18 protein-coding genes are annotated in these 18,065 nt (G+C 73.9%); 12 read left to right on the forward strand and 6 right to left on the reverse strand.

From position 1 onward, the window contains the following. The first annotated feature begins 3 nt into the window (after window positions 1-3). From arcC to HDA43_RS04645, 5 genes are all read left to right on the forward strand, one after another. Complete coding sequence (arcC, locus tag HDA43_RS04625) at window positions 4-939, forward strand: carbamate kinase (protein WP_179818464.1); 936 nt, start codon at window positions 4-6, stop codon at window positions 937-939. Window positions 940-1,093: 154 nt separating this feature from the next. Next, window positions 1,094-2,518 carry an amino acid permease gene (locus HDA43_RS04630; protein ID WP_179818465.1) on the forward strand — a complete coding sequence of 475 codons (1,425 nt, stop codon included), beginning with the start codon at window positions 1,094-1,096 and terminating at the stop codon, window positions 2,516-2,518. Continuing rightward, window positions 2,515-3,483: a universal stress protein gene (locus HDA43_RS04635; RefSeq protein ID WP_179818467.1), complete on the forward strand. Its 969-nt coding sequence runs from the start codon at window positions 2,515-2,517 to the stop codon at window positions 3,481-3,483. The genes HDA43_RS04630 and HDA43_RS04635 overlap by 4 nt, the downstream gene beginning before the upstream one ends. 234 nt (window positions 3,484-3,717) lie before the next feature. Then, window positions 3,718-4,212, forward strand: a complete 495-nt coding sequence (gene bldD / locus HDA43_RS04640; protein WP_179818469.1) for a transcriptional regulator BldD — start codon at window positions 3,718-3,720, stop codon at window positions 4,210-4,212. 148 nt (window positions 4,213-4,360) lie between these two features. After that, the gene (locus tag HDA43_RS04645; RefSeq protein WP_246423908.1) at window positions 4,361-5,560 is read left to right on the forward strand and encodes a PP2C family protein-serine/threonine phosphatase; all 1,200 of its coding nucleotides are present in this window, start codon (window positions 4,361-4,363) and stop codon (window positions 5,558-5,560) included. Window positions 5,561-5,590: 30 nt separating this feature from the next. On the opposite strand, the gene HDA43_RS04650 is transcribed toward HDA43_RS04645, so the two are convergent. Together HDA43_RS04650 and HDA43_RS04655 are read right to left on the reverse strand one after the other, a co-directional pair. Next, entirely contained in the window at window positions 5,591-6,037 is a 447-nt protein-coding gene (locus tag HDA43_RS04650) for an SAV_6107 family HEPN domain-containing protein (RefSeq protein ID WP_179818471.1), read from the reverse strand. 405 nt (window positions 6,038-6,442) lie between these two features. Continuing rightward, a complete protein-coding gene (locus HDA43_RS04655; protein ID WP_179818472.1) occupies window positions 6,443-7,267 on the reverse strand; it encodes a L,D-transpeptidase family protein in 825 nt (274 codons plus the stop codon). Between the two features lie 119 nt (window positions 7,268-7,386). On the opposite strand from HDA43_RS04655, the gene HDA43_RS04660 reads away from it, so the two are divergent. Further along, window positions 7,387-7,881 carry a YbaK/EbsC family protein gene (locus tag HDA43_RS04660; protein ID WP_179818473.1) on the forward strand — a complete coding sequence of 165 codons (495 nt, stop codon included), beginning with the start codon at window positions 7,387-7,389 and terminating at the stop codon, window positions 7,879-7,881. A gap of 88 nt (window positions 7,882-7,969) precedes the next feature. Continuing rightward, the gene (locus HDA43_RS04665) at window positions 7,970-8,542 is read left to right on the forward strand and encodes a GNAT family N-acetyltransferase (protein ID WP_312873001.1); all 573 of its coding nucleotides are present in this window, start codon (window positions 7,970-7,972) and stop codon (window positions 8,540-8,542) included. Window positions 8,543-8,644: 102 nt separating this feature from the next. Here HDA43_RS04665 and metF read toward each other — a convergent pair whose 3' ends face one another. Next, a complete protein-coding gene (metF, locus tag HDA43_RS04670; RefSeq protein WP_179818474.1) occupies window positions 8,645-9,595 on the reverse strand; it encodes a methylenetetrahydrofolate reductase [NAD(P)H] in 951 nt (316 codons plus the stop codon). 257 nt (window positions 9,596-9,852) lie between these two features. Here metF and HDA43_RS04675 point away from each other — a divergent pair, with 257 nt between their 5' ends. Then, complete coding sequence (locus HDA43_RS04675) at window positions 9,853-10,920, forward strand: polyprenyl synthetase family protein (RefSeq protein ID WP_179818475.1); 1,068 nt, start codon at window positions 9,853-9,855, stop codon at window positions 10,918-10,920. 146 nt (window positions 10,921-11,066) lie between these two features. Here the strand turns inward: HDA43_RS04675 and thiE are convergent, their stop codons facing one another. The 3 genes from thiE to HDA43_RS04690 are packed head-to-tail and all read right to left on the reverse strand — an operon-like array spanning window position 11,067 to window position 13,265. Then, a complete protein-coding gene (thiE, locus tag HDA43_RS04680; protein ID WP_179818477.1) occupies window positions 11,067-11,708 on the reverse strand; it encodes a thiamine phosphate synthase in 642 nt (213 codons plus the stop codon). Further along, complete coding sequence (locus tag HDA43_RS04685; RefSeq protein ID WP_179818478.1) at window positions 11,686-12,060, reverse strand: Rv2175c family DNA-binding protein; 375 nt, start codon at window positions 12,058-12,060, stop codon at window positions 11,686-11,688. Before HDA43_RS04685 ends, thiE begins: the two co-directional genes overlap by 23 nt. A 47-nt stretch (window positions 12,061-12,107) precedes the next feature. Further along, the gene (locus tag HDA43_RS04690; RefSeq protein WP_312873002.1) at window positions 12,108-13,265 is read right to left on the reverse strand and encodes an NAD(P)/FAD-dependent oxidoreductase; all 1,158 of its coding nucleotides are present in this window, start codon (window positions 13,263-13,265) and stop codon (window positions 12,108-12,110) included. 347 nt (window positions 13,266-13,612) lie between these two features. On the opposite strand from HDA43_RS04690, the gene thiO reads away from it, so the two are divergent. The 4 genes from thiO (at window position 13,613) to pknB (ending at window position 17,971) form a co-directional block, all read left to right on the forward strand. Next, the gene (thiO, locus tag HDA43_RS04695) at window positions 13,613-14,770 is read left to right on the forward strand and encodes a glycine oxidase ThiO (RefSeq protein ID WP_179822783.1); all 1,158 of its coding nucleotides are present in this window, start codon (window positions 13,613-13,615) and stop codon (window positions 14,768-14,770) included. Window positions 14,771-14,772: 2 nt separating this feature from the next. After that, a complete protein-coding gene (gene thiS / locus HDA43_RS04700) occupies window positions 14,773-14,967 on the forward strand; it encodes a sulfur carrier protein ThiS (protein ID WP_376770490.1) in 195 nt (64 codons plus the stop codon). Window positions 14,968-14,972: 5 nt separating this feature from the next. After that, window positions 14,973-15,731: a thiazole synthase gene (locus tag HDA43_RS04705; protein WP_268246264.1), complete on the forward strand. Its 759-nt coding sequence runs from the start codon at window positions 14,973-14,975 to the stop codon at window positions 15,729-15,731. Window positions 15,732-15,994: 263 nt separating this feature from the next. After that, window positions 15,995-17,971, forward strand: a complete 1,977-nt coding sequence (gene pknB / locus HDA43_RS04710) for a Stk1 family PASTA domain-containing Ser/Thr kinase (protein WP_179818482.1) — start codon at window positions 15,995-15,997, stop codon at window positions 17,969-17,971. Window positions 17,972-18,065: the final 94 nt, after the last annotated feature.

Below are 18,065 nucleotides of genomic sequence, written 5' to 3' on the forward strand. Positions count from 1 at the left end.
GCCGTGCGCGTCCTGGTAGCCCTCGGAGGGAACGCCCTGCTGCGGCGGGGACAGCGGCCCGACGCCGACGTCCAGCGAGAGAACGTCCGCCTCGCCGCGGCGTCGCTGGCGAGGCTGGCCGTCGAGCACGAGCTCATCGTCACCCACGGCAACGGCCCCCAGGTGGGCGTGCTGGCCCTGGAGAGCGCCCACGACCCCAACCTGAGCCGGCCGTACCCGCTGGACACGATCGGCGCCGAGACGCAGGGCATGATCGGCTACTGGCTGCTGCAGGCGCTGCAGAACGCCCTGCCGGGGCGCCAGGTCGCCTCGCTGATCAACCAGACGCTCGTCTCGGCGGTGGACCCCGCCTTCGACGACCCCACCAAGTTCGTCGGCCAGGTCTACGAGAAGGAGGAGGCGGAGAAGCTGGCCGCCGAGTACGGCTGGATCGTCAAGCGGGACGGCGTCCACTGGCGCAGGGTGGTGCCCTCCCCGGCCCCGCAGCGGGTGGTGGAGACCCGGCTGATCCGCCGCCTGGTCCGCGACGGCGTCCTGACGATCTGCGCCGGCGGCGGCGGCGTCCCGGTCATCCGCAACGAGGTCGGCCAGCTCCAGGGGATCGAGGCGGTGGTGGACAAGGACCTGACGGCCTCGGTGCTCGCCGAGGCGCTGGAGGCGGACGTGTTCATGTCGCTGACCGATGTGCCGCGGGTCGCCAGGCACTTCGGCACCCCGCGGCAGGAGGAGATCGGTCACACCACGCCCCACGAGCTTCGCGCCGAGCACTTCCCGGCCGGCTCGATGGGGCCCAAGGTCGAGGCGGTCGCCCGGTTCGTCGAGACGACCGGCGACATGGCGGCGATCGGCAGGCTGGAGGACGCGGCGCTGATCCTGGAGGGGAAGGCCGGCACGATCGTCACGCCCAACGCCACCTGGCCGCTGGCCAGCACGCTGTGACCGCGCGGGACCGGCCGCGGCGGCGCCCGGGGCCGGGCCGTACGGCCCGGCGGCGTTCGGGGCGCCCGGCCGGGGTAGTGCCCTCCGCGAGGGACGAGAGGGACAAGACGGGCGCGGGCCGCGCGCCGTGCGGGACGAGGGGAAGGGGGACCGGATGGTCTCCATGGCGCGCCGGCTGCTGCGCACCAAGCCGGCCGACGAGATCGTCGCCGAGGGCGGCCACGGCGAGGGCGGCGAGCTGCGCCGGACCATGACCATGTGGCAGCTGACCCTCTTCAGCGTCGGCGCCACCCTCGGCACCGGCATCTTCGTCATCCTCGGCCAGGCCGTGCCGAAGGCGGGCCCGGCGGTGGTGATCTCCTTCGTGCTGGCCGCCGTCACCGCGCTGTTCTCCGCGCTGTCCTACGCCGAGCTGGCCGGCACGATCCCGGTCTCCGGTTCGTCCTACTCCTACGCCTACGCGACGATGGGCGAGCTGGTGGCGTGGGTGTGCGGCTGGTGCCTGATGCTGGAGTACGCGGTCTCGGTGGCGGCCGTGGCGGTCGGCTGGGGCGAGTACCTCAACCGCTTCCTCTCGGACCTGGCCGGCACCCGCCTGCCCGACGCCATCACCCACTCCCCCGGCGACCAGGGCGGCGTGCTCAACCTCACCGCGATACTGATCGTGCTGCTGGCCACCTGGCTGCTGCTGCGCGGCGCCTCCGAGAGCGCCACCGCCAACGCCTTCTTCGTGCTCATCAAGATCGCGGTGCTGGCGTTCTTCTGCGTGGTGGCCTTCAGCGCGTTCAACACGGGCGACCTCACGCCGTTCGCCCCGCTGGGCGTGGCCGGCGTCACCGCCGCCGCCTCGCAGGTGTTCTTCTCCTACATCGGCTTCGACGCCGCCTCCACGGCCGGCGAGGAGGCGCGCGACCCCAGGCGCGACCTGCCGCGGGCGATCATCCTGTCCCTCGTCATCGTCACGACCGTCTACGTCGCCGTGGCGCTGTCGGCCGTCGGCGCCATGCACTGGCGGCTGTTCGATCCGAACTCCACCGAGGCCAGCCTCGCCCTGGTCGCCGACCGGGCCACCGGGGCGACCTGGCCGGGGATCATCATCTCCTTCGGCGCGGTCGTCGCCATCGCCAGCGTCGTGCTCACCGTCCTGTACGGCCAGACCCGCATCCTGTTCGCGATGTCGCGCGACGGCCTGATCCCGAAGGTCTTCCAGAGGGTGGACCCGCGCCGCCAGGTCCCGATCGCCAACACCCTCATCGTGGCCCTGTTCGTCTCGGTGCTGGCCGGGTTCGTCCCGCTCGGCCAGCTCGCCGAGGCGACCAGCATCGGCACCCTGTTCGCCTTCGCGATCGTCAACGCGGGCGTTCTCGTGCTGCGCCGGACCCGCCCGGAGCTGCCGCGCAGTTTCCGCACGCCGTTCTTCCCGGTCACCCCGATCCTCGGCGTGATCTTCTGCTTCGTCGTGATGGCCGGGCTCGCGCCCGTCACCTGGCTCGCGTTCGCGGCCTGGATGGCCGTCGGCCTGCTCGCCTACCTCCTGTACGGCTACCGCCACTCCCGTCTCAACCGGAGCGTCCGATGAAGATCGAGCACATCCTCGCCGGGTTCATCCCCGAGACACGGGGCAGGGACGGGCTGGCGCTGGCCGTGCTGCTGGCCAGGCAGGCCGGGGCACGGCTGACCGTCGCCCACGTCCACCCGCCCGCCTGGCCCACGCCGGGCCCCGGGAAGGTCGACGCCGAGTGGCGGGCCTACATCACCGCGCAGGCCGCCCAGGCGCTGCAACAGGCGCGGCTGGCCCTGGCCGACGTGCGGGACGTGCCGATCGACTACGTCCTGGAGGCGGACCGCGGCAGCGGGCGCGGGCTGGTCCGGCTCGCCGGGCGGCTCGGCGCCGACACGGTGGTCATCGGCTCCGCGCCCCGGGGCGCCCGGAGCCGCATCGCGCTGGGCAGCACCGCCGACCAGCTCCTGCACGCCTCCCCGGTGCCCGTCGCCCTGGCCCCGCGCGGGTACGCCGAGGACCACCCGCCCGCGATCCGGCGGCTGGCCGTGGCCTACCGTCGCGGCCCCGCCTCCGACGACGCCGTACGGCCGGCCACGGAGATCGCCGCGGCACTGGGGACTCCGCTGCACCTGATCACCCTGGTCGTGAGCCGGGGGATGCGGGTGAAGGCGGCCGAGCAGACGCTCGACCGGCTGCGTGAGCGGGCCGCCGCCGACCTCCGGGAGGCCGCCCGCGGGTGCGGCGTCGAGGTCACGACGCAGGTGCTGGAGGGCGGGGACGTCGCGGCCGCGCTCGGCGGCGCCGAGTGTGAGGGCGCGCTGCTGGTCTGCGCCTCCAGCACGACCGGCCCGCTGCGCCGGGTCTTCCTCGGCGACACGTCGATGAAGATCATACGCGCGTCGGGGTGCCCGGTGATGATGCTGCCCCGAACCCCGCCGCCGAGGCCCGCCGAACCGGCCGGAAGCACCCGGGGCGCCGTGCCGTCCGACACGGCGACCCATGGGGCCGTATCGCCCATGCGGGACAACTGCGGCCTTTGAGGCGGAACCCACCGGACCGGATTCCGCATCTTTTTTCCAATCAGCTTGACCTTGAGCGCCCACAGCTTTACCGTCACTGTCCGTAACCGCACCTCGCGGCCTTATCGGGTAAACCCTGACGCTCCAGTCACCGAAGGTCCCTGCCCCGCGCACCAACCCAGCGGGTTGGGGCATAAGTTGCGAGGGAGCACAATCAAGTGAAAGCAGTGCATAACAGAGCCGGGGGGCCACACTATGCCGTCTGAGTACGCCAAGTCGCTGGGTGCACGACTCCGTGCCATCCGCACCCAGCAGGGCCTGTCCCTGCACGGAGTCGAAGAGAAGTCCCGTGGGCGCTGGAAGGCGGTCGTGGTCGGCTCCTACGAGCGCGGTGACCGCGCCGTGACGGTCCAGAAGCTTGCCGAGCTGGCTGATTTCTACGGTGTGCCGGTTTCGGAGCTGCTGCCCGGCGGCGCCGCCCCGAGCCCGCTCGGCCCGACGCCGAAGCTTGTCATCGACCTTGAGCGCCTTGCCCAGCTCCCCAAGGAGAAGGCCGGCGCGCTGGCCCGTTACGCCGCCACGATCCAGAGCCAGCGTGGTGACTACAACGGCAAGGTGCTGTCCATCCGCCAGGAGGACCTCCGCTCCCTGGCGGTGATCTACGACAAGTCCCCGGCCGAGCTCACCGAGGAGCTCATCAACTGGGGCGTGCTCGACCCCGAGGCGCGCCGCGCCGTCGAGTCGTTCTGACCCCTTCCGTGGGCGCGCCGCCGGTGGCGCGCCCACGGCAGCGGAGCGCGACACGCCGCCTCTCTGGGAGATCACTCGCATCCCGCCACGGAAGACCTCCGCTGTGGTAGGAAAAGGCAAATACGGCGTTTAGCGAGATGTGGTGAACATGGCACGGAGAGAAGACCGGCATGGTCACTCTCCTCCGTCCCCGAAAAGCCGCCTCGACGTCGTCATGACGGTGCTCGGCTCGACCAAGACACGCGCCTTCCTGCGCCTGCTGACCTCCGTCGGGGCCAGCAGGACCCAGGACACCCTCCGGCTGCTGCCCTTCGTCGTCATGGCCGTGGTCGCCCTGGCCGACCTCGGCTCGGGCCCGGAGACCGGGCTGCTCCCCCTGCTGGCCCTCGGCCCGGCCTTCGCCAGCGTCGCCTGCGGCCTGGGCAGGACGACGGTGGTCGGGATCGTCGCGCTGGCGCTGTGCGTCGCCCTCGGCCTGCACTACCAGGTCCTGTGGAGCTCCCGCACCAACATCACCATGATGGCCATCCTGGGCGTCACCGTGGCCGGTGTGCTGGCCAGCGCCGGCCGGCTCCGCCACGAGCGGCAGCTCGCCGACGTCCGCTCGGTGGCCGAGGCCGCCCAGCGGGTGCTGCTGCGGCCGGTGCCGCGCCGGGCCGGGCCCGAGATCGGCGTGGCCGTCTCTTACACCTCCGCCACCGCCGAGGCGCGGATCGGCGGCGACCTGTACGACGTGGTCACCACCCCGCACGGGGTGCGGATCGTCGTCGGGGACGTGCAGGGCAAGGGCCTGGAGGCCGTGGAGACGGCCGCGGTGGTGCTGGGCGCCTTCCGGGAGGCCGCCCACGACGAGACCGGGCTGCTGGGCGTGGTGACCCGACTGGAGAACGCCCTGAGCAGGGAGCTGTCGGGCGAGCAGTTCGTGACGGCGATCCTCGCCGAGATCACCGGCGACGCCTCCATCACCGTCGTCAACTGCGGTCATCCGCCGCCCATGGTGCTGGGAGCCGACGGCAAGCAGTGGTTCGCCGAACCGCCCGAGGAGGCGCTGCCCCTGGGCATGGGCGCGCTGCGGGTCAGCGAGCCGGCGCCGTACCGCGTCCCCTTCGAGCCCGGGGAGCAGGTGCTCTTCTACACCGACGGGGTCATCGAGGCGCGCAACGGGGCGGGCGACTTCTATCCGCTGGAGGCTCGGGCGCACCTGCTCGGCGGATCGGATCCGCAGCTGGCGCTGGACGCCCTGCGCGCCGACCTGCTGCGGCACGTGGGCCGTCCGCTGGGCGACGACGCCGCGATGCTCCTGCTGCGTCACCGGGCGGACGCCTCGGCCCCCTCGGCGGTCTCCTGAGCGCCGGGCCGGACGCGCGGCGGGAAGGGGTCAGCCGGCCAGCGGGACGCTGCCGGGCAGGGTGGGCTGGACGGGCACGCCGAGCATCTTCTCGACGGTGGTGACGAACCGCTCCGCCTCGGAGATCAGCTCCTCGGCGTCGCGCGCCGACACCACGCGCGTCATGCCGGCCTCGGCCGAGGCGCGCTTGGTGGCGCTCATCTCGAAGTAGGGGGCCCAGTCGGCCAGCCGGGGCTCCGCCTCGGGCAGCAGCTCCCAGGCGCTGCGCAGCCTGCGCCTGCGGCCGTCCATGGGGCGCGGCCGGGCGGCCAGGACGGCGGCGGCGGCACGCAGGGCCGCCAGGTGGGCCGCGACGTAACGGGGGGCGGGGGTCGTCGCGGCGGCGGCCTCCTCCAGGCAGTCGCGCGCATCGGCCAGATGCGCCCGGACCGTGGGCGACAGCCGGGGCCCGCCCGAGTCGCCGGGTCGATGGATCATGCGCTTCAACCTCCTTGGTCGCAAGCGGCTCCCGGCGTTCTCGCCGGTGGTGTCAAGGCTCGCAGACGCCACCGACAAATCCGCCGGGCGGCCGGACGAGGAGCTTCCCCTCTCCCCGTCCGGTTCCGGTGCGCCGGCGCCGCCGTGACGGCGGCGCCGCCGGACGGCCGCCCCTGGACGCGAGCCGCGAGTCTCACGCCTTTACATCGAACATAAATTCGATCATCTGTGCTGTCAAGCACAGCAGCGAACAAAGGTTCGATCCCCCGGAAAGGCGAGAACCCCGGGAGAAGGGGATCTCCCGGGGTTCTCCACCCCCGAACAGGGGCTCGGAGACGGCCGGAGGGCCTGTCCGCGGGGCCGCCGCGCCGGTCGCGACGGGAACGGCGGACGCGCCCCGCGGGGCTACCGCACGAACCTCCCGCGGACATGCACCGGCACCCCGGTGCCGAGCAGCTTGGGCAGCACCGACGCGACGTTCATCGGCAGCCGCACGCAGCCGTGCGAGGCCGGGGCCAGCGGCACCGACAGCGCGCCGTGCAGGGCGATGCCGCCGTTGAAGAAGATCGGGTTGTACAGCTTGCCGAGGTAGGAGGTGTGCCAGCCGCTCCGCCGCCAGGTCGTCCGGTAGTCGCCCGTCGGTGTGCGGGCGTCACCGCAGAACCGCTGGGTCCGGCCGTTCCAGGTGGCCGTCTCGCAGTAGGGGATCCCGCTGCCGGAGGAGATGTGGCTGATCAGCCGCACCCTCCCGCCGACGTACAGGACCATCACCTGCTGGGTGAGGTTCACCTCGACCCGGGTCGCCCGGCCGCCCGGCACGAGCACCCTCGGGGCGCGCGGGGCCTCCAGCGCCCGCCACGTCCTGCTCGCCACGGTGCTGGTCGGCGCGATGCCGTTGACCTTCTGGAAGGCCCACAGCGCGGTCAGGGTGCTCCCGCCGTACCGGCCGTCGACGGTGCCCGGCAGGTAGCCGAGCTGCCGCAGCCGCGTCTGGAGCATCTTGACCTCGGCCCCCTTGGCGCCGAGCCGGAGCGTCCGGCCGGGCGCGGTGAACGCGGGCGCCGCCATCGGGGCCGCGGCCGCTCCGGCCGCGGTGGCCTGGACCGCGGCGGCCGGGAGGGCTCCCGCCGGGGTCCGGGGAGCCGCCGCGGCGTTCGCGAGGCCGGGCGAGGAGACGAGGAGGGCCGCCGCCGCCAGCGCGGCCGCTCCGAGCCGCCGTCGGACTCTCATTCGCGTCATCTCCCTCTTCACTGCGATTTTCGGATCAAGGGACCATAGTGCATCGGCGTCCCGTCCCCGTCACGGGTAAATGAGACGGCATGCGCTGGTCGAACGTTTAGAGTGGCCGCGTGCCAGAAAAGTTGCATCCGAACGTGGAGAAGGTCGCCGCGGTCCTCCGCGAGCACGGCGCCACCGGTGAGATCGTGGTGTTCGAGGAGGCGACCCCGACCGCGGCGACGGCCGCGGCCCGGCTGGGCTGCGAGGTCGGCGCGATCGCCAACAGCCTGGTCTTCGACGCCGACGGCGAGCCGCTCCTGGTGCTCACCAGCGGCGCGCACCGGGTGGACACCGCCCTGGTGGCCCGGACGGTCGGCGCGGCGAAGGTACGGCGCGCGAGCCCCGACTTCGTCCGCGCGGCCACCGGCCAGGTGATCGGCGGGGTGGCCCCGGTCGGCCACCCGGCCCCCCTGCGGACCCTGGTCGACACCTGGCTCGACCGGTACGAGACGGTGTGGGCGGCGGCGGGCCACCCGCACACGGTCTTCCCCACGTCCTTCGCCGAGCTGCTCCGCCTCACCGGGGGCGTCGCGGCCGAGGTGGAGGAGAAGGCCACCGCCGGGTAGGAGTGCCGTACCACCGGGGAGACCACCGGGCGCTCTTTTCCCGGCTCAGTCCGGTTCGGGCGGCATCGTCCCTGCTAGGGTGCGTAAGGTGATCGGACTGCGCAGGGTCGGCCCCGCTGAGTTCACCGCCCGGCTGGACGCGGTCCTCGCCGTCTACACCGCGGCGATGCGCCCGCCCAAGGACCAGGTCCCCGGGCGCAGGACGATCATGGAGAACCACTCCGTCCAGCCCGGATTCTCCTGCGTGTTCGCCGAGGACGCCGCCGGCACGCCGGTGGGCCTCGCCTACGGCTTCCACGGGGTCCCCGGGCAGTGGTGGCACGACGTGGTCATGCGGGCCCTCGCCGACCGGAACGGCGAGGGGAGCGCGCGGGGCTGGCTGGGGGACGCCTTCGACCTCGCCGAGGTCCACGTCCACCCCGACCACCAGGGCAGGGGCATCGGCCGGGCGATGGTCGTCGCGGTGTGCGGCGGCCGGCCGGAGCGCACCGCCGTGCTGTCGACCCGCGACCGGCCCACCACGGCCAGGCACCTCTACCACAGCATGGGCTTCGTCGACCTGCTCACCCGGTTCGTCTTCCCGGGCGGCCACGAGCGCTACGCCATCCTCGGGACGGTGCTCCCCCTCAAGCCGATGGCCGGGCGGCCCGCGGACGCGTGAACCGGGCGGCCCGAGGGCGCGTGAATCCGCCGACCGCACCGTCCGGCTCACGTCCGCGTGCCCGCGACCGGCCCGAGGGCCCCCTGAGGGCCCGGAGCCGCCTCAGGCGGTCAGGGAGGCGGCCTGCGGGGCCGCGGGGGCGCCGGGGACGATGTCGAGCGCCCGGAAGACCTCGCGGGTCGCGCTGGAGCGGTTGAAGGTGATGAAGTGGATGCCCGGCGCGCCCTCGGCGAGGAGCGTCCGGCACAGCTCGACGGCGTGCTCGATGCCCAGGCGGCGCACGGCGGCGGGGTCGTCGGCGATGGCCTCGAACCGCGCCGCGACCTCCGGCGGGAACGGCGCCCCCGACAGCTGCTCGGACCGGGCGATCGTGCTCATCTGGGTGACGGGCATGATGCCCGGGATGATCGGCGTGTCGCAGCCGGCGGCCGCCACCCGGTCGCGCAGCCGGAGATAGTCCTCGGCGCGGAAGAACATCTGGGTGATCGCGTAGTCGGCGCCCGCGCGGCACTTGCGCACGAAGTACTCGGTGTCGGCCTCGACCGTGGCCGACCTGGGGTGCTTGTAGGGGAAGGCGGCCACGCCCACGCAGAAGTCGCCGGCCTGGCGGATCAGCCGGACGAGCTCCTCGGCGTACTGGACGCCCTCGGGGTGGCGCACCCACTCGCCGGTGGGGTCGCCGGGCGGATCGCCCCGCACCGCGAGGATGTTGCGCACGCCCGCGCCGGCGAACCGGCCGACCAGGTGGCGCAGCTCGCGCAGGGAGTGGTTGACCGCGGTGAAATGGGCGACCGGGGTCAGCGTGGTCTCGTGGGCGAGCCGCTCCACGATCTCCACCGTGCGGTCGCGGGTACCGCCGCCCGCGCCGTAGGTCACCGACACGAAGGTGGGGCGCAGCGCCTCCAGCTCCCGGATGACACGCCAGAGCTGGCGCTCGCCCTCGGCGTTCTTCGGCGGGAAGAACTCGAAGGAGAAGGAGCGGTCACCGGCGGCGAGAAGCTCGCGGACGGTGGGCACGCGATCGGGGAGGACGGACGGGCGACCCAAAGCCATGCCCCTAGGGTACTTGGCGCACCGCCGCCCGCCGTACTTGTCGGATGCGCTTCGTGGCGCGTCGCCCTGTTTCCGGTGGCGCGGTCGCGCCGCGTCACCGGATTCGCGGTGGCGATGCCGCCCGCGCGGCCCGGTCCCCGGCGCCTCCCCTGCTCGGGCGGCCTTTCGGGTGTTCCTTCCTCCGGTAACGGTGCGTACGAAACGCCGTAGTGTCCCGCCAATAGGAATCCGTCCGCTTGGACCGATAATGTCTGGGCATGACCACTTCCGCAGCCACGCTCGACATCGTCCGCCTTGAGGTGGATCGCGCCCTCCGGGAGTTCGTCGACCGGCAGCGGCCCCAGGTCAGCGCGCCCGAGGCGGCCCCGCTCATCTCCGCCGCCGAGGACTTCCTCTCCACGGGGAAGCGGCTGCGCCCGGCCTTCTGCTACTGGGGCTGGCGCGGCGCGGGCGGTGGGAACGACCCGGCGTTCTTCAACGCGGCCGCGTCCCTGGAACTCCTCCAGGCGAGCGCGCTGGTCCACGACGACGTGATGGACGCCAGCGACATGCGCCGGGGGATGCCGGCGGCGCACCGCAGGTTCCAGTCACTGCACGAGGACGCCGGCTGGCACGGCTCGGCCGAGCAGTTCGGCCTGGGCGCCGCCATCCTGCTGGGCAACCTGATGCTCATCTGGTCGGGTGAGATGTGGCGGTCCAGCGGGCTGCCGCCGGCCGCCCTGGCCGCGGCCCAGGACGTCCACGACCACATGCGCACCGAGCTGATGTGCGGCCAGTACCTGGACCTGCTGGAGCAGGCCCACGGCGAGGGCACCTTCGACAGCGCGCTGCGGGTCGCCCTGTTCAAGAGCGGGAAGTACTCGGTGGAGCAGCCGCTCAGGCTGGGCCTGGTGCTGGCCACGCGGGGACGCGAGCCGTGGATCGACCGGCTCTGCGAGGAGTACGGCCAGTGCGTGGGCATCGCCTTCCAGCTCCGCGACGACATCCTCGGCGTGTTCGGCGACCCGCTGGAGACCGGCAAGCCGGCCGGCGACGACCTGCGCGAGGGCAAGCGGACCATGCTCATCGCCCGCACCCTCGCCGCGGCCTCCCCCGCCCAGGCCGCCCAGGTGCGCGCCATGCTCGGCGACCCGGCGCTGGACGCGTCCGGGGTGGACCGGCTGCGGCAGATCATCCAGGAGACCGGGGCGCTCGCCGCGTGCGAGCACCTGATCCAGGAGTACCTCGACGACGCCCTGCGCTCGCTGGAGCACGCCCCGATCACCTCGGAGGCCCGCACGGCGCTGGCCGAGCTGGCCGTGGCCGCGACGTCCCGCCGCACCTGACGGCCCGCCCTCGCCGTACGGGCACGCAAGGACCGCCGTACGGGCACGCAAGGACCGCCGTACGGGCCCGGGGCGTGGCGCACGCGGATCAGGGCGCGGCGCGACCGGTCACGGCCGGGCCGTACGGCCGGCTCGGCCGCGTGCGGTCAGCCCCCGGCGGTCAGCCGCCGTCTGAACTCCTCGGCGGCGGCCTTTGGGTCGTCGGCCTCGGTGATGGCCCGTACCACCACGACCCGGCGCACGCCGTACGACATGACCTCGTCGAGGTTGGCGAGGTCGATGCCGCCGATGCCGAACCAGGGCCGGTCGGCCGCGAGGGCCGCGGCGTGCCGGAGCAGGCCGGGGCCCGGGGCGGGCCGCCCGGGTTTGGTGGGCGTCGGCCAGATCGGGCCGCAGCAGAAGTAGTCGACGCCGGGCTCGACGGCCGCGGCGGACGCCTCCTCGGGGGCGTGGGTGGAACGCCCGATGAGGATGTCGTCGCCGAGGATGTCGCGGGCGACCGGCACGGGCAGGTCGTCCTGGCCGAGATGGAGCACGTCGGGCCGGGCCGCGTAGGCGATGTCGGCGCGGTCGTTGACCGCCAGCAGCCGGCCGTGCCGGTCACAGGCGTCGCGGAAGACCTCCAGCAGCGCCAGCTCCTCGCGGGCCTCCAGGCCCTTCTCGCGGAGCTGGACGATGTCGACGCCGCCGCTCAGGGCGGCGTCGAGGAAGTCGGCGAGGTCGCCGCGGTCGCGGCGGCCGTCGGTGCAGAGGTACAGGCGGGCGTCAGAAAGCGAGGGCCTGGGCACGTCTCTTGACCTCGGTGTGGCGGCCCGCGACGATCGCCTCCACCGGCGATCCCGGCAGGCTGTCGTCCGGGGTGAAGAGCCAGCGCAGCGACTCGACGTCGTCGTATCCGGCGTCGAGCAGCACGGTGAGCGTGCCCGGCAGTCCCTTCAGGACGTCGCCGTCGGACAGGAACACGGCCGGGATCTGGGGTTCTCCCCCGCCCCGGCGCACCCCGATGAGCTTGCGGTCCTTGAGGAGTTGCTTGGCGCGGCCGGCACTGAGGCCGAGCCTCCGGGCCACCTCGGTCAGGGTGAGCCACTCGCCCACCAGCTGGTCGGTCTCCCGGTCGATCTGCGCAACAGAAAGCGTCACGAATCCACCACTACCACATCGAGCCTTTCGCCAAACACCGGCGCGGGTCACGCCGCGCAGTCGCGCAACGCTACCGCAGGGTCGGCCAGGCGCTCGACATCGAGGGGACGGCCGCCCTCGATGAGGCGCCTGCCCTGGACCAGGTCGCGGGGCCGGTCGACGGACAGCACCGCGACGAGCCGGTCGCGGTCGTCCACCCAGCAGGCCCCCCACTTCGGATCGGCCCCGGGGTCGCCGCGCATGACCATGCGGCCGCCGTCGTGCCGGCCGGCGTACTGGACCATGTGGCCGAACTGCTCCGACCAGAAGTAGGGCACCGGGTCGTAGACCGCCTCCTCCCCCATCAGGGAGGCCACGGCCACCTCGGGGGCGTTCAGCGCGTTGTCCCAGTGCTCGACCCGCAGGCGGCGGCCGTAGCGGCGCGACCACCAGGCGGCGCAGTCGCCCACGGCGACGACGCCGGGCAGCGAGGTGCGCAGGTGCTCGTCGGTGACGACGCCGTCGTCGAGCCCGATGCCGGAGCCGGCCAGCCACTCGACCGCGGGGCGGACGCCGACACCGGTGACGACCACGTCGGCCTCGACCGCCGAGCCGCCGGCCAGGGTCAGCCCGCCGTGGTCGACTGAGGCGACCGCGGTGCCGAGCCGCAGGTCCACGCCCGCCTGTTCGTACCAGGGGACGGTCCAGGCGCCGACCGGGCCGAGGGCGGCGGCCAGCGGGACGTCGGCGGCCTCGACCACGGTGACCTCGCAGCCGGCCCGGCGCGCGGCGGTGGTCACCTCGGCGCCGATCCAGCCCGCGCCGACGACGGCGACCTTGACCCCCGGCGCGAACAGGGCGCGCAGCCCGAGGGCGTCGTCGATCGTGCGCAGGACGTGCTGCGGGCCGTCGCCGAGCAGCCGGACCGGGCGGGCGCCGGTGGCGATGACCAGCCCGTCGTAGGGCAGTTCGCCCTCGGTGGTCTCCACCACGCCGGGCCGCAGCCCCTTGGCGGCCGCTCCCGGGCGGAAGGAGACCTCCAGGGCGCCGAGATCGGAGTCGACGACCGTGGAGTCGGTGCCGCCGAGCAGGACGGCCTTCGACAAGGGGGGGCGGTCGTACGGCCGGTGCCGCTCCTCCCCGATCAGGGTGATCGTGCCGGCGAACCCTCGGGCCCGTAACGCCTCGACGCTGCGCACGCCGGCCAGGCCGGCGCCAACCACCACGACATGATTCACACCTCATCAGCCTAGGCGTCCGGAGGACCCCCGGCTATCTGCTACGTGCGCTGAAACCGGCATTCAACCCACACGGGGCGCTACACCCGCGTCGGGGCGGCCGGAGGCACCCCTTATGGTGGGGATGTCAAGACGCGCGGGAGCCCGGCACGCACCGGGCTGAGAGGAGGGCCGCGAGACCGCCGAGGAGCGCGGAGCCACGCACCGCGACCGGAACGCCCCGGGTGGGCGCCGCCGGGCGACGCGGGCGGGCCGCGACCGGGCGCGACCGCGAGCGGGCCCTCGACCGCCAGGAACCTGATCCGGGTCATGCCGGCGAAGGGAGCGGGATGGGAATGCCGCAGCGGTTCGACCTCCTGGTCGTCGGCGGAGGGGTGATCGGCCTCTCGGTGGCCTGGCGCGCCGCCAGAGGGGGCCTGCGGGCCGCGGTGATGGACCCGGCCCCCGCCTCAGGCGCCTCGCACGCGGCGGCGGGCATGCTGGCGCCGGTGAGCGAGGTCGCCTACACCGAGGAGCCCCTGCTGCGGCTGGGCCTGGCCTCGCTGGACAGGTGGCCGTCGTTCGCCGCGGAGCTCGCCGCCGACGCCGGCCGCGAGGCGGGCGACCTCGACTACCGCGAAGGCGGCACCCTCGACGTCGCCTTCGGCGCCGACGACATGGCGGCGCTGGAGGAGATCGCCGCGTTCGCCACCGGGCTGGGACTGCCCGCCCGGCGGCTGACCGGCCGCGAGTGCCGCCGCCTGGAGCCGATGCTGGCCCCGTCCGTCCGCGGCGGCATGCTCGCCGAGAGGGACGCCTGGGTGGATCCCAGGAAGGTCACCGCGGCCCTGCTGACGGCCCTGGAGCGCCGGGGCGTCACCCTGCTGCGGACGCGCGCCGCCGCCCTGGAGACGTCCGCCGGGCGGGTCACCGGGGTACGGCCGGCCACCGGCGGGACCGTCGGGGCCGACCGGGTGGTCCTGGCGACCGGGGCGTGGTCCGGGGGGCCCGGCGGCGCGGGCGCGCCCGCCGCGATCGAGGGGCTGCCGCCCGGGATCCTGCCGCCGGTGCGCCCGGTCAAGGGCCAGATCATGCGGCTGCGCTCCCCCGAGCCGATCCTGGGGCGCTGCGTGCGCGGCACGGTCCACGGCTCGCACGTCTACCTCGTCCCGCGCGCGGACGGCGAGCTGGTCGTCGGGGCCACCCAGGAGGAGATGGGCTTCGACACCAGGGTGACGGCCGGCGGGCTGTGGGAGCTGCTGCGCGACGCCCGGGAACTGCTCCCCGGGGTGACGGAGCTGGAGCTCTCCGACGCGGTCGCGGGCCTGCGCCCCGGCACGCCGGACAACCTCCCGGTGATCGGCCCGGCCGGCCCGCCGGGCCTGTGGCTGGCCACCGGCCACCACCGCAACGGGGTGCTGCTCGCCCCGCTGACCGCCGACCTGTGCGCGGGCGACGGCGACCCCGGCCTTCTGAAGATCTGCTCACCCCTCCGCTTCCAGGAGCATCGTTGAACGTGACCATCAACGGCGTCGCACACGAGCTGCCCTCCGGGGCCACCGTCGCCGAGGCCGTGAAGACCCTGACCGAGACCCGGAACGGGGTGGCCGTCGCCGTGAACGGCGAGGTCGTCTCGCGGGGCGCGTGGGACTCCACCGCGCTCGCCGACGCGGACGCGGTCGAGGTGCTCACCGCGGTGCAGGGAGGCTGAGGGACGTGGACGACGACCTGATCATCGGCGGCGAGAAGTTCGCCTCCCGGCTCATCATGGGCACCGGCGGCGCGCCCTCGCTGGAGGTCCTGGACGCCGCGCTGGCCGCCTCGGGCACCGAGCTGACCACGGTGGCGATGCGGCGGCTGGACCCGTCGGCCCGCGGCTCCGTCCTCGACGTGCTGCGCCGGCGCGGCATCAGGGTCCTGCCCAACACCGCCGGCTGCTTCACCGCCCAGGAGGCGGTGCTGACCGCCCGGCTGGCCAGGGAGGCCCTGGAGACGGACTGGGTCAAGCTGGAGGTCATCTCCGACGAGCGCACCCTGCTGCCCGACCCGATCGAGACCTTCGACGCGGCCGAGCGGCTGGTGGCCGACGGGTTCACGGTGCTGCCGTACATCGGGGACGACCCGGCCCTGGCGCGCAGGCTGGAGCAGGCGGGCTGCGCGGCGGTGATGCCGCTCGGCGCGCCGATCGGCTCCGGCCTGGGCATCCGCAACCCGCACAACATCGAGCTGATCGTGGAGGCGGCCGGGGTGCCGGTGATCCTGGACGCCGGGATCGGCACCGCCAGCGACGCGGCCCTGGCGATGGAGCTGGGCTGCGACGCGGTGCTGCTGGCGACCGCGGTGACCCGGGCCCAGCGGCCCGACCTGATGGCGCAGGCCATGCGGTCGGCGGTCGCCGCGGGGCGGGCCGCCCGCCTGGCGGGCCGGATCCCCCGGCGCCGCTACGCGGAGGCGTCCTCGCCCATGACCCCCTGAGCGGGCGGCCGTACGTCTCGTGAGGGGCGCACGGCGGCGGGCGGCACCTCTTCGGGGGCGGGCGGTGCACGCCCTCCCGAGAGCCCTCCCCGGGCCCCGGCCGGGGCCCGGCCGGCCGGGGGCGGATCATCGGCGACGGGCACGGTGACCTGCCCCGCGGATCTCGGAATGCCCTCGGAATCCGCAGAAAACAGTCAACTTCTCGGCATCGGTTTGGAACACCGGCACCCTGCGGACGCCAAAACGCCCGTAAACTCAGCCGGGTGGACACGACGGTTACTGACCCCCTGGTCGGGAGACTCCTCGACGGGCGTTACCGCGTCGAGTCCCGGATCGCCCGAGGCGGGATGGCGACCGTCTACCTGGCCATGGACATCCGGCTCGACCGCACGGTCGCCGTGAAGGTGATGCACCGATCCCTCGCCGAGGACCCCTCCTTCGTCCGGCGGTTCATCGGCGAGGCGAAGTCGGTGGCGAGCCTGTCGCACCCCAACGTGGTGCACGTCTTCGACCAGGGCACCGACGGCGGCAACGTCTACCTGTCGATGGAGTACGTCCCGGGACGCACCCTGCGCGACGTGCTCCGCTCCCGCGGCAGGCTGCCCGCCCGCGAGGCCCTGGAGGTCATCATCCCGGTGCTCGCCGCGCTGGGCGCCGCGCACCAGACGGGGATGATCCACCGCGACGTCAAGCCGGAGAACGTCCTCCTCAGCGACGACGGCCGGATCAAGGTGGTGGACTTCGGTCTGGCCCGCGCGATCGAGGCGACCAACCAGACGCGGACCGGCGTCATGATCGGAACCATCGCCTACATGTCGCCCGAGCAGGTGACGGCGGCGGCCGCCGACGCCCGCAGCGACGTCTACGCGGCCGGGATCATGCTGTTCGAGCTCCTCACCGGCAGCCAGCCGTACGAGGGCGACACCCCGATGTCGGTGGCCTACCGGCACGTTCACGACACCGTGCCGCTGCCGTCCAGCCTGCTGCCCGACATCCCCCCGCAGCTCGACACGCTGGTGGCCAGGGCCACGGCCCGCGACCCCGAGGGCCGTCCGGCGGACGCCACCGCGATGCTGGTCGCCGCGGTGGAGGCGCACCGGGCGCTGCCCATGGACAGCGGCCCGGCGCCGCAGGTCCCGGCCGCCCCGGTACGGCCCGCGGAGCACCCGGGGCCGGCGGGCGCCACCATGGTGCAGCCGGCCGTCAACCACACCCTGGTCCAGCCGCGCGGCGAACTGCTCACCACCCCCGCCGCAGGCCACCCCGGCGCCCCGGCCGGGCCGGAGCCGGGGGCGGCCGCGCGGCGCGGCGGGTCCCGGCGGCCCACGTGGTTCCTGATCACGCTGGCCCTGGTCATGGTGGCCGGGATCGGCCTGACCGGCTGGTGGTTCTCCCAGACCCGCACGATCAAGGTGCCCGACTCGCTGGTGGGCATGAACATCAAGCTGGCCCAGAGCGAGGCCGAACGGCTCGGCTTCACCGTCGTGGTCGGCCAGGCCCAGTACGACGAGAAGGTCCCCAAGGACAACGTCCTGTCGACCGACCCGGCCGGCGGCACCGAGGTCGAGCCGAAGTCGCGGCTCACCCTCATCGCCTCGGCGGGCCCCAAGCGGGTCCCGGTGCCCAACGTCGTCGGCATGGACCAGAACGCGGCCCGGTCGAAGCTCGCCGAGGTCAAGCTGGTCACCGGGAACATCCGGCGGCAGGGCAGCGACACCGTGCCGCGCAACCAGGTCATCCGGACCGTCCCGGCGGTGGGCAACCCCGTCAAGGAGGGCAGCAAGGTCGCCCTGGTGGTCAGCGCGGGCCTGCTCCTGCCGGACGTCAAGGGCATGCCCCGCGACCAGGCCGACGCCACGCTGCGCACCGCGGGCTTCCTGCCGGAGTTCGTCGAGCAGACCGACGCCGCCACCCCCTGCACGGTCATCGCGCAGGACCCCCAGCCCGGGGCCGAGGTGGACAAGGGCGCCGTCGTGCGGATGACCCTCTCCCAGTGCGACAACCCCGGCTGGCACTGGCCGTGGGAGAACGACACCCAGCCCGGCGAGGGCGACGACAAGCAGGTGGTCGTCATCCCCAACGTGATGTTCAAAGAGGTCAAGGCGGCCCGCGACGAGCTGCGCGCCGCGGGGGTGACGGTGAAGATGCGCAAGGGCCTGGGCCGGGGGATGGTGGTGGCGCAGCTCCCGGGGGCCGGCCAGCAGGTCCCGCCGGGCACCGAGGTGACGCTCTGGTTCTGACCGGCGTGCGCTCCGGCCGGTCGTGTGCTCCGACCGGTCGCGCGCTCGGCGGGTCGCGGACCTGACCGGTCGTACGGCTCACGGCCGGTCGCGC

The organism is Streptosporangium sandarakinum (assembly GCF_013409935.1).
Classification (GTDB): domain Bacteria; phylum Actinomycetota; class Actinomycetes; order Streptosporangiales; family Streptosporangiaceae; genus Streptosporangium; species Streptosporangium nondiastaticum.

Excerpts from the sequence above, each read along its gene's own strand:
- HDA43_RS04635 (WP_179818467.1), top strand. The coding sequence starts at position 2,515 with ATGAAGATCGAGCACATCCTCGCCGGGTTCATCCCCGAGACACGGGGC.
- thiO (WP_179822783.1), top strand. The coding sequence starts at position 13,613 with ATGCCGCAGCGGTTCGACCTCCTGGTCGTCGGCGGAGGGGTGATCGGC.
- HDA43_RS04650 (WP_179818471.1), bottom strand. The coding sequence starts at position 6,037 with ATGATCCATCGACCCGGCGACTCGGGCGGGCCCCGGCTGTCGCCCACG.
- HDA43_RS04655 (WP_179818472.1), bottom strand. The coding sequence starts at position 7,267 with ATGAGAGTCCGACGGCGGCTCGGAGCGGCCGCGCTGGCGGCGGCGGCC.
- HDA43_RS04645 (WP_246423908.1), top strand. The coding sequence starts at position 4,361 with ATGGCACGGAGAGAAGACCGGCATGGTCACTCTCCTCCGTCCCCGAAA.
- bldD (WP_179818469.1), top strand. The coding sequence starts at position 3,718 with ATGCCGTCTGAGTACGCCAAGTCGCTGGGTGCACGACTCCGTGCCATC.
- HDA43_RS04630 (WP_179818465.1), top strand. The coding sequence starts at position 1,094 with ATGGTCTCCATGGCGCGCCGGCTGCTGCGCACCAAGCCGGCCGACGAG.
- HDA43_RS04675 (WP_179818475.1), top strand. The coding sequence starts at position 9,853 with ATGACCACTTCCGCAGCCACGCTCGACATCGTCCGCCTTGAGGTGGAT.
- metF (WP_179818474.1), bottom strand. The coding sequence starts at position 9,595 with ATGGCTTTGGGTCGCCCGTCCGTCCTCCCCGATCGCGTGCCCACCGTC.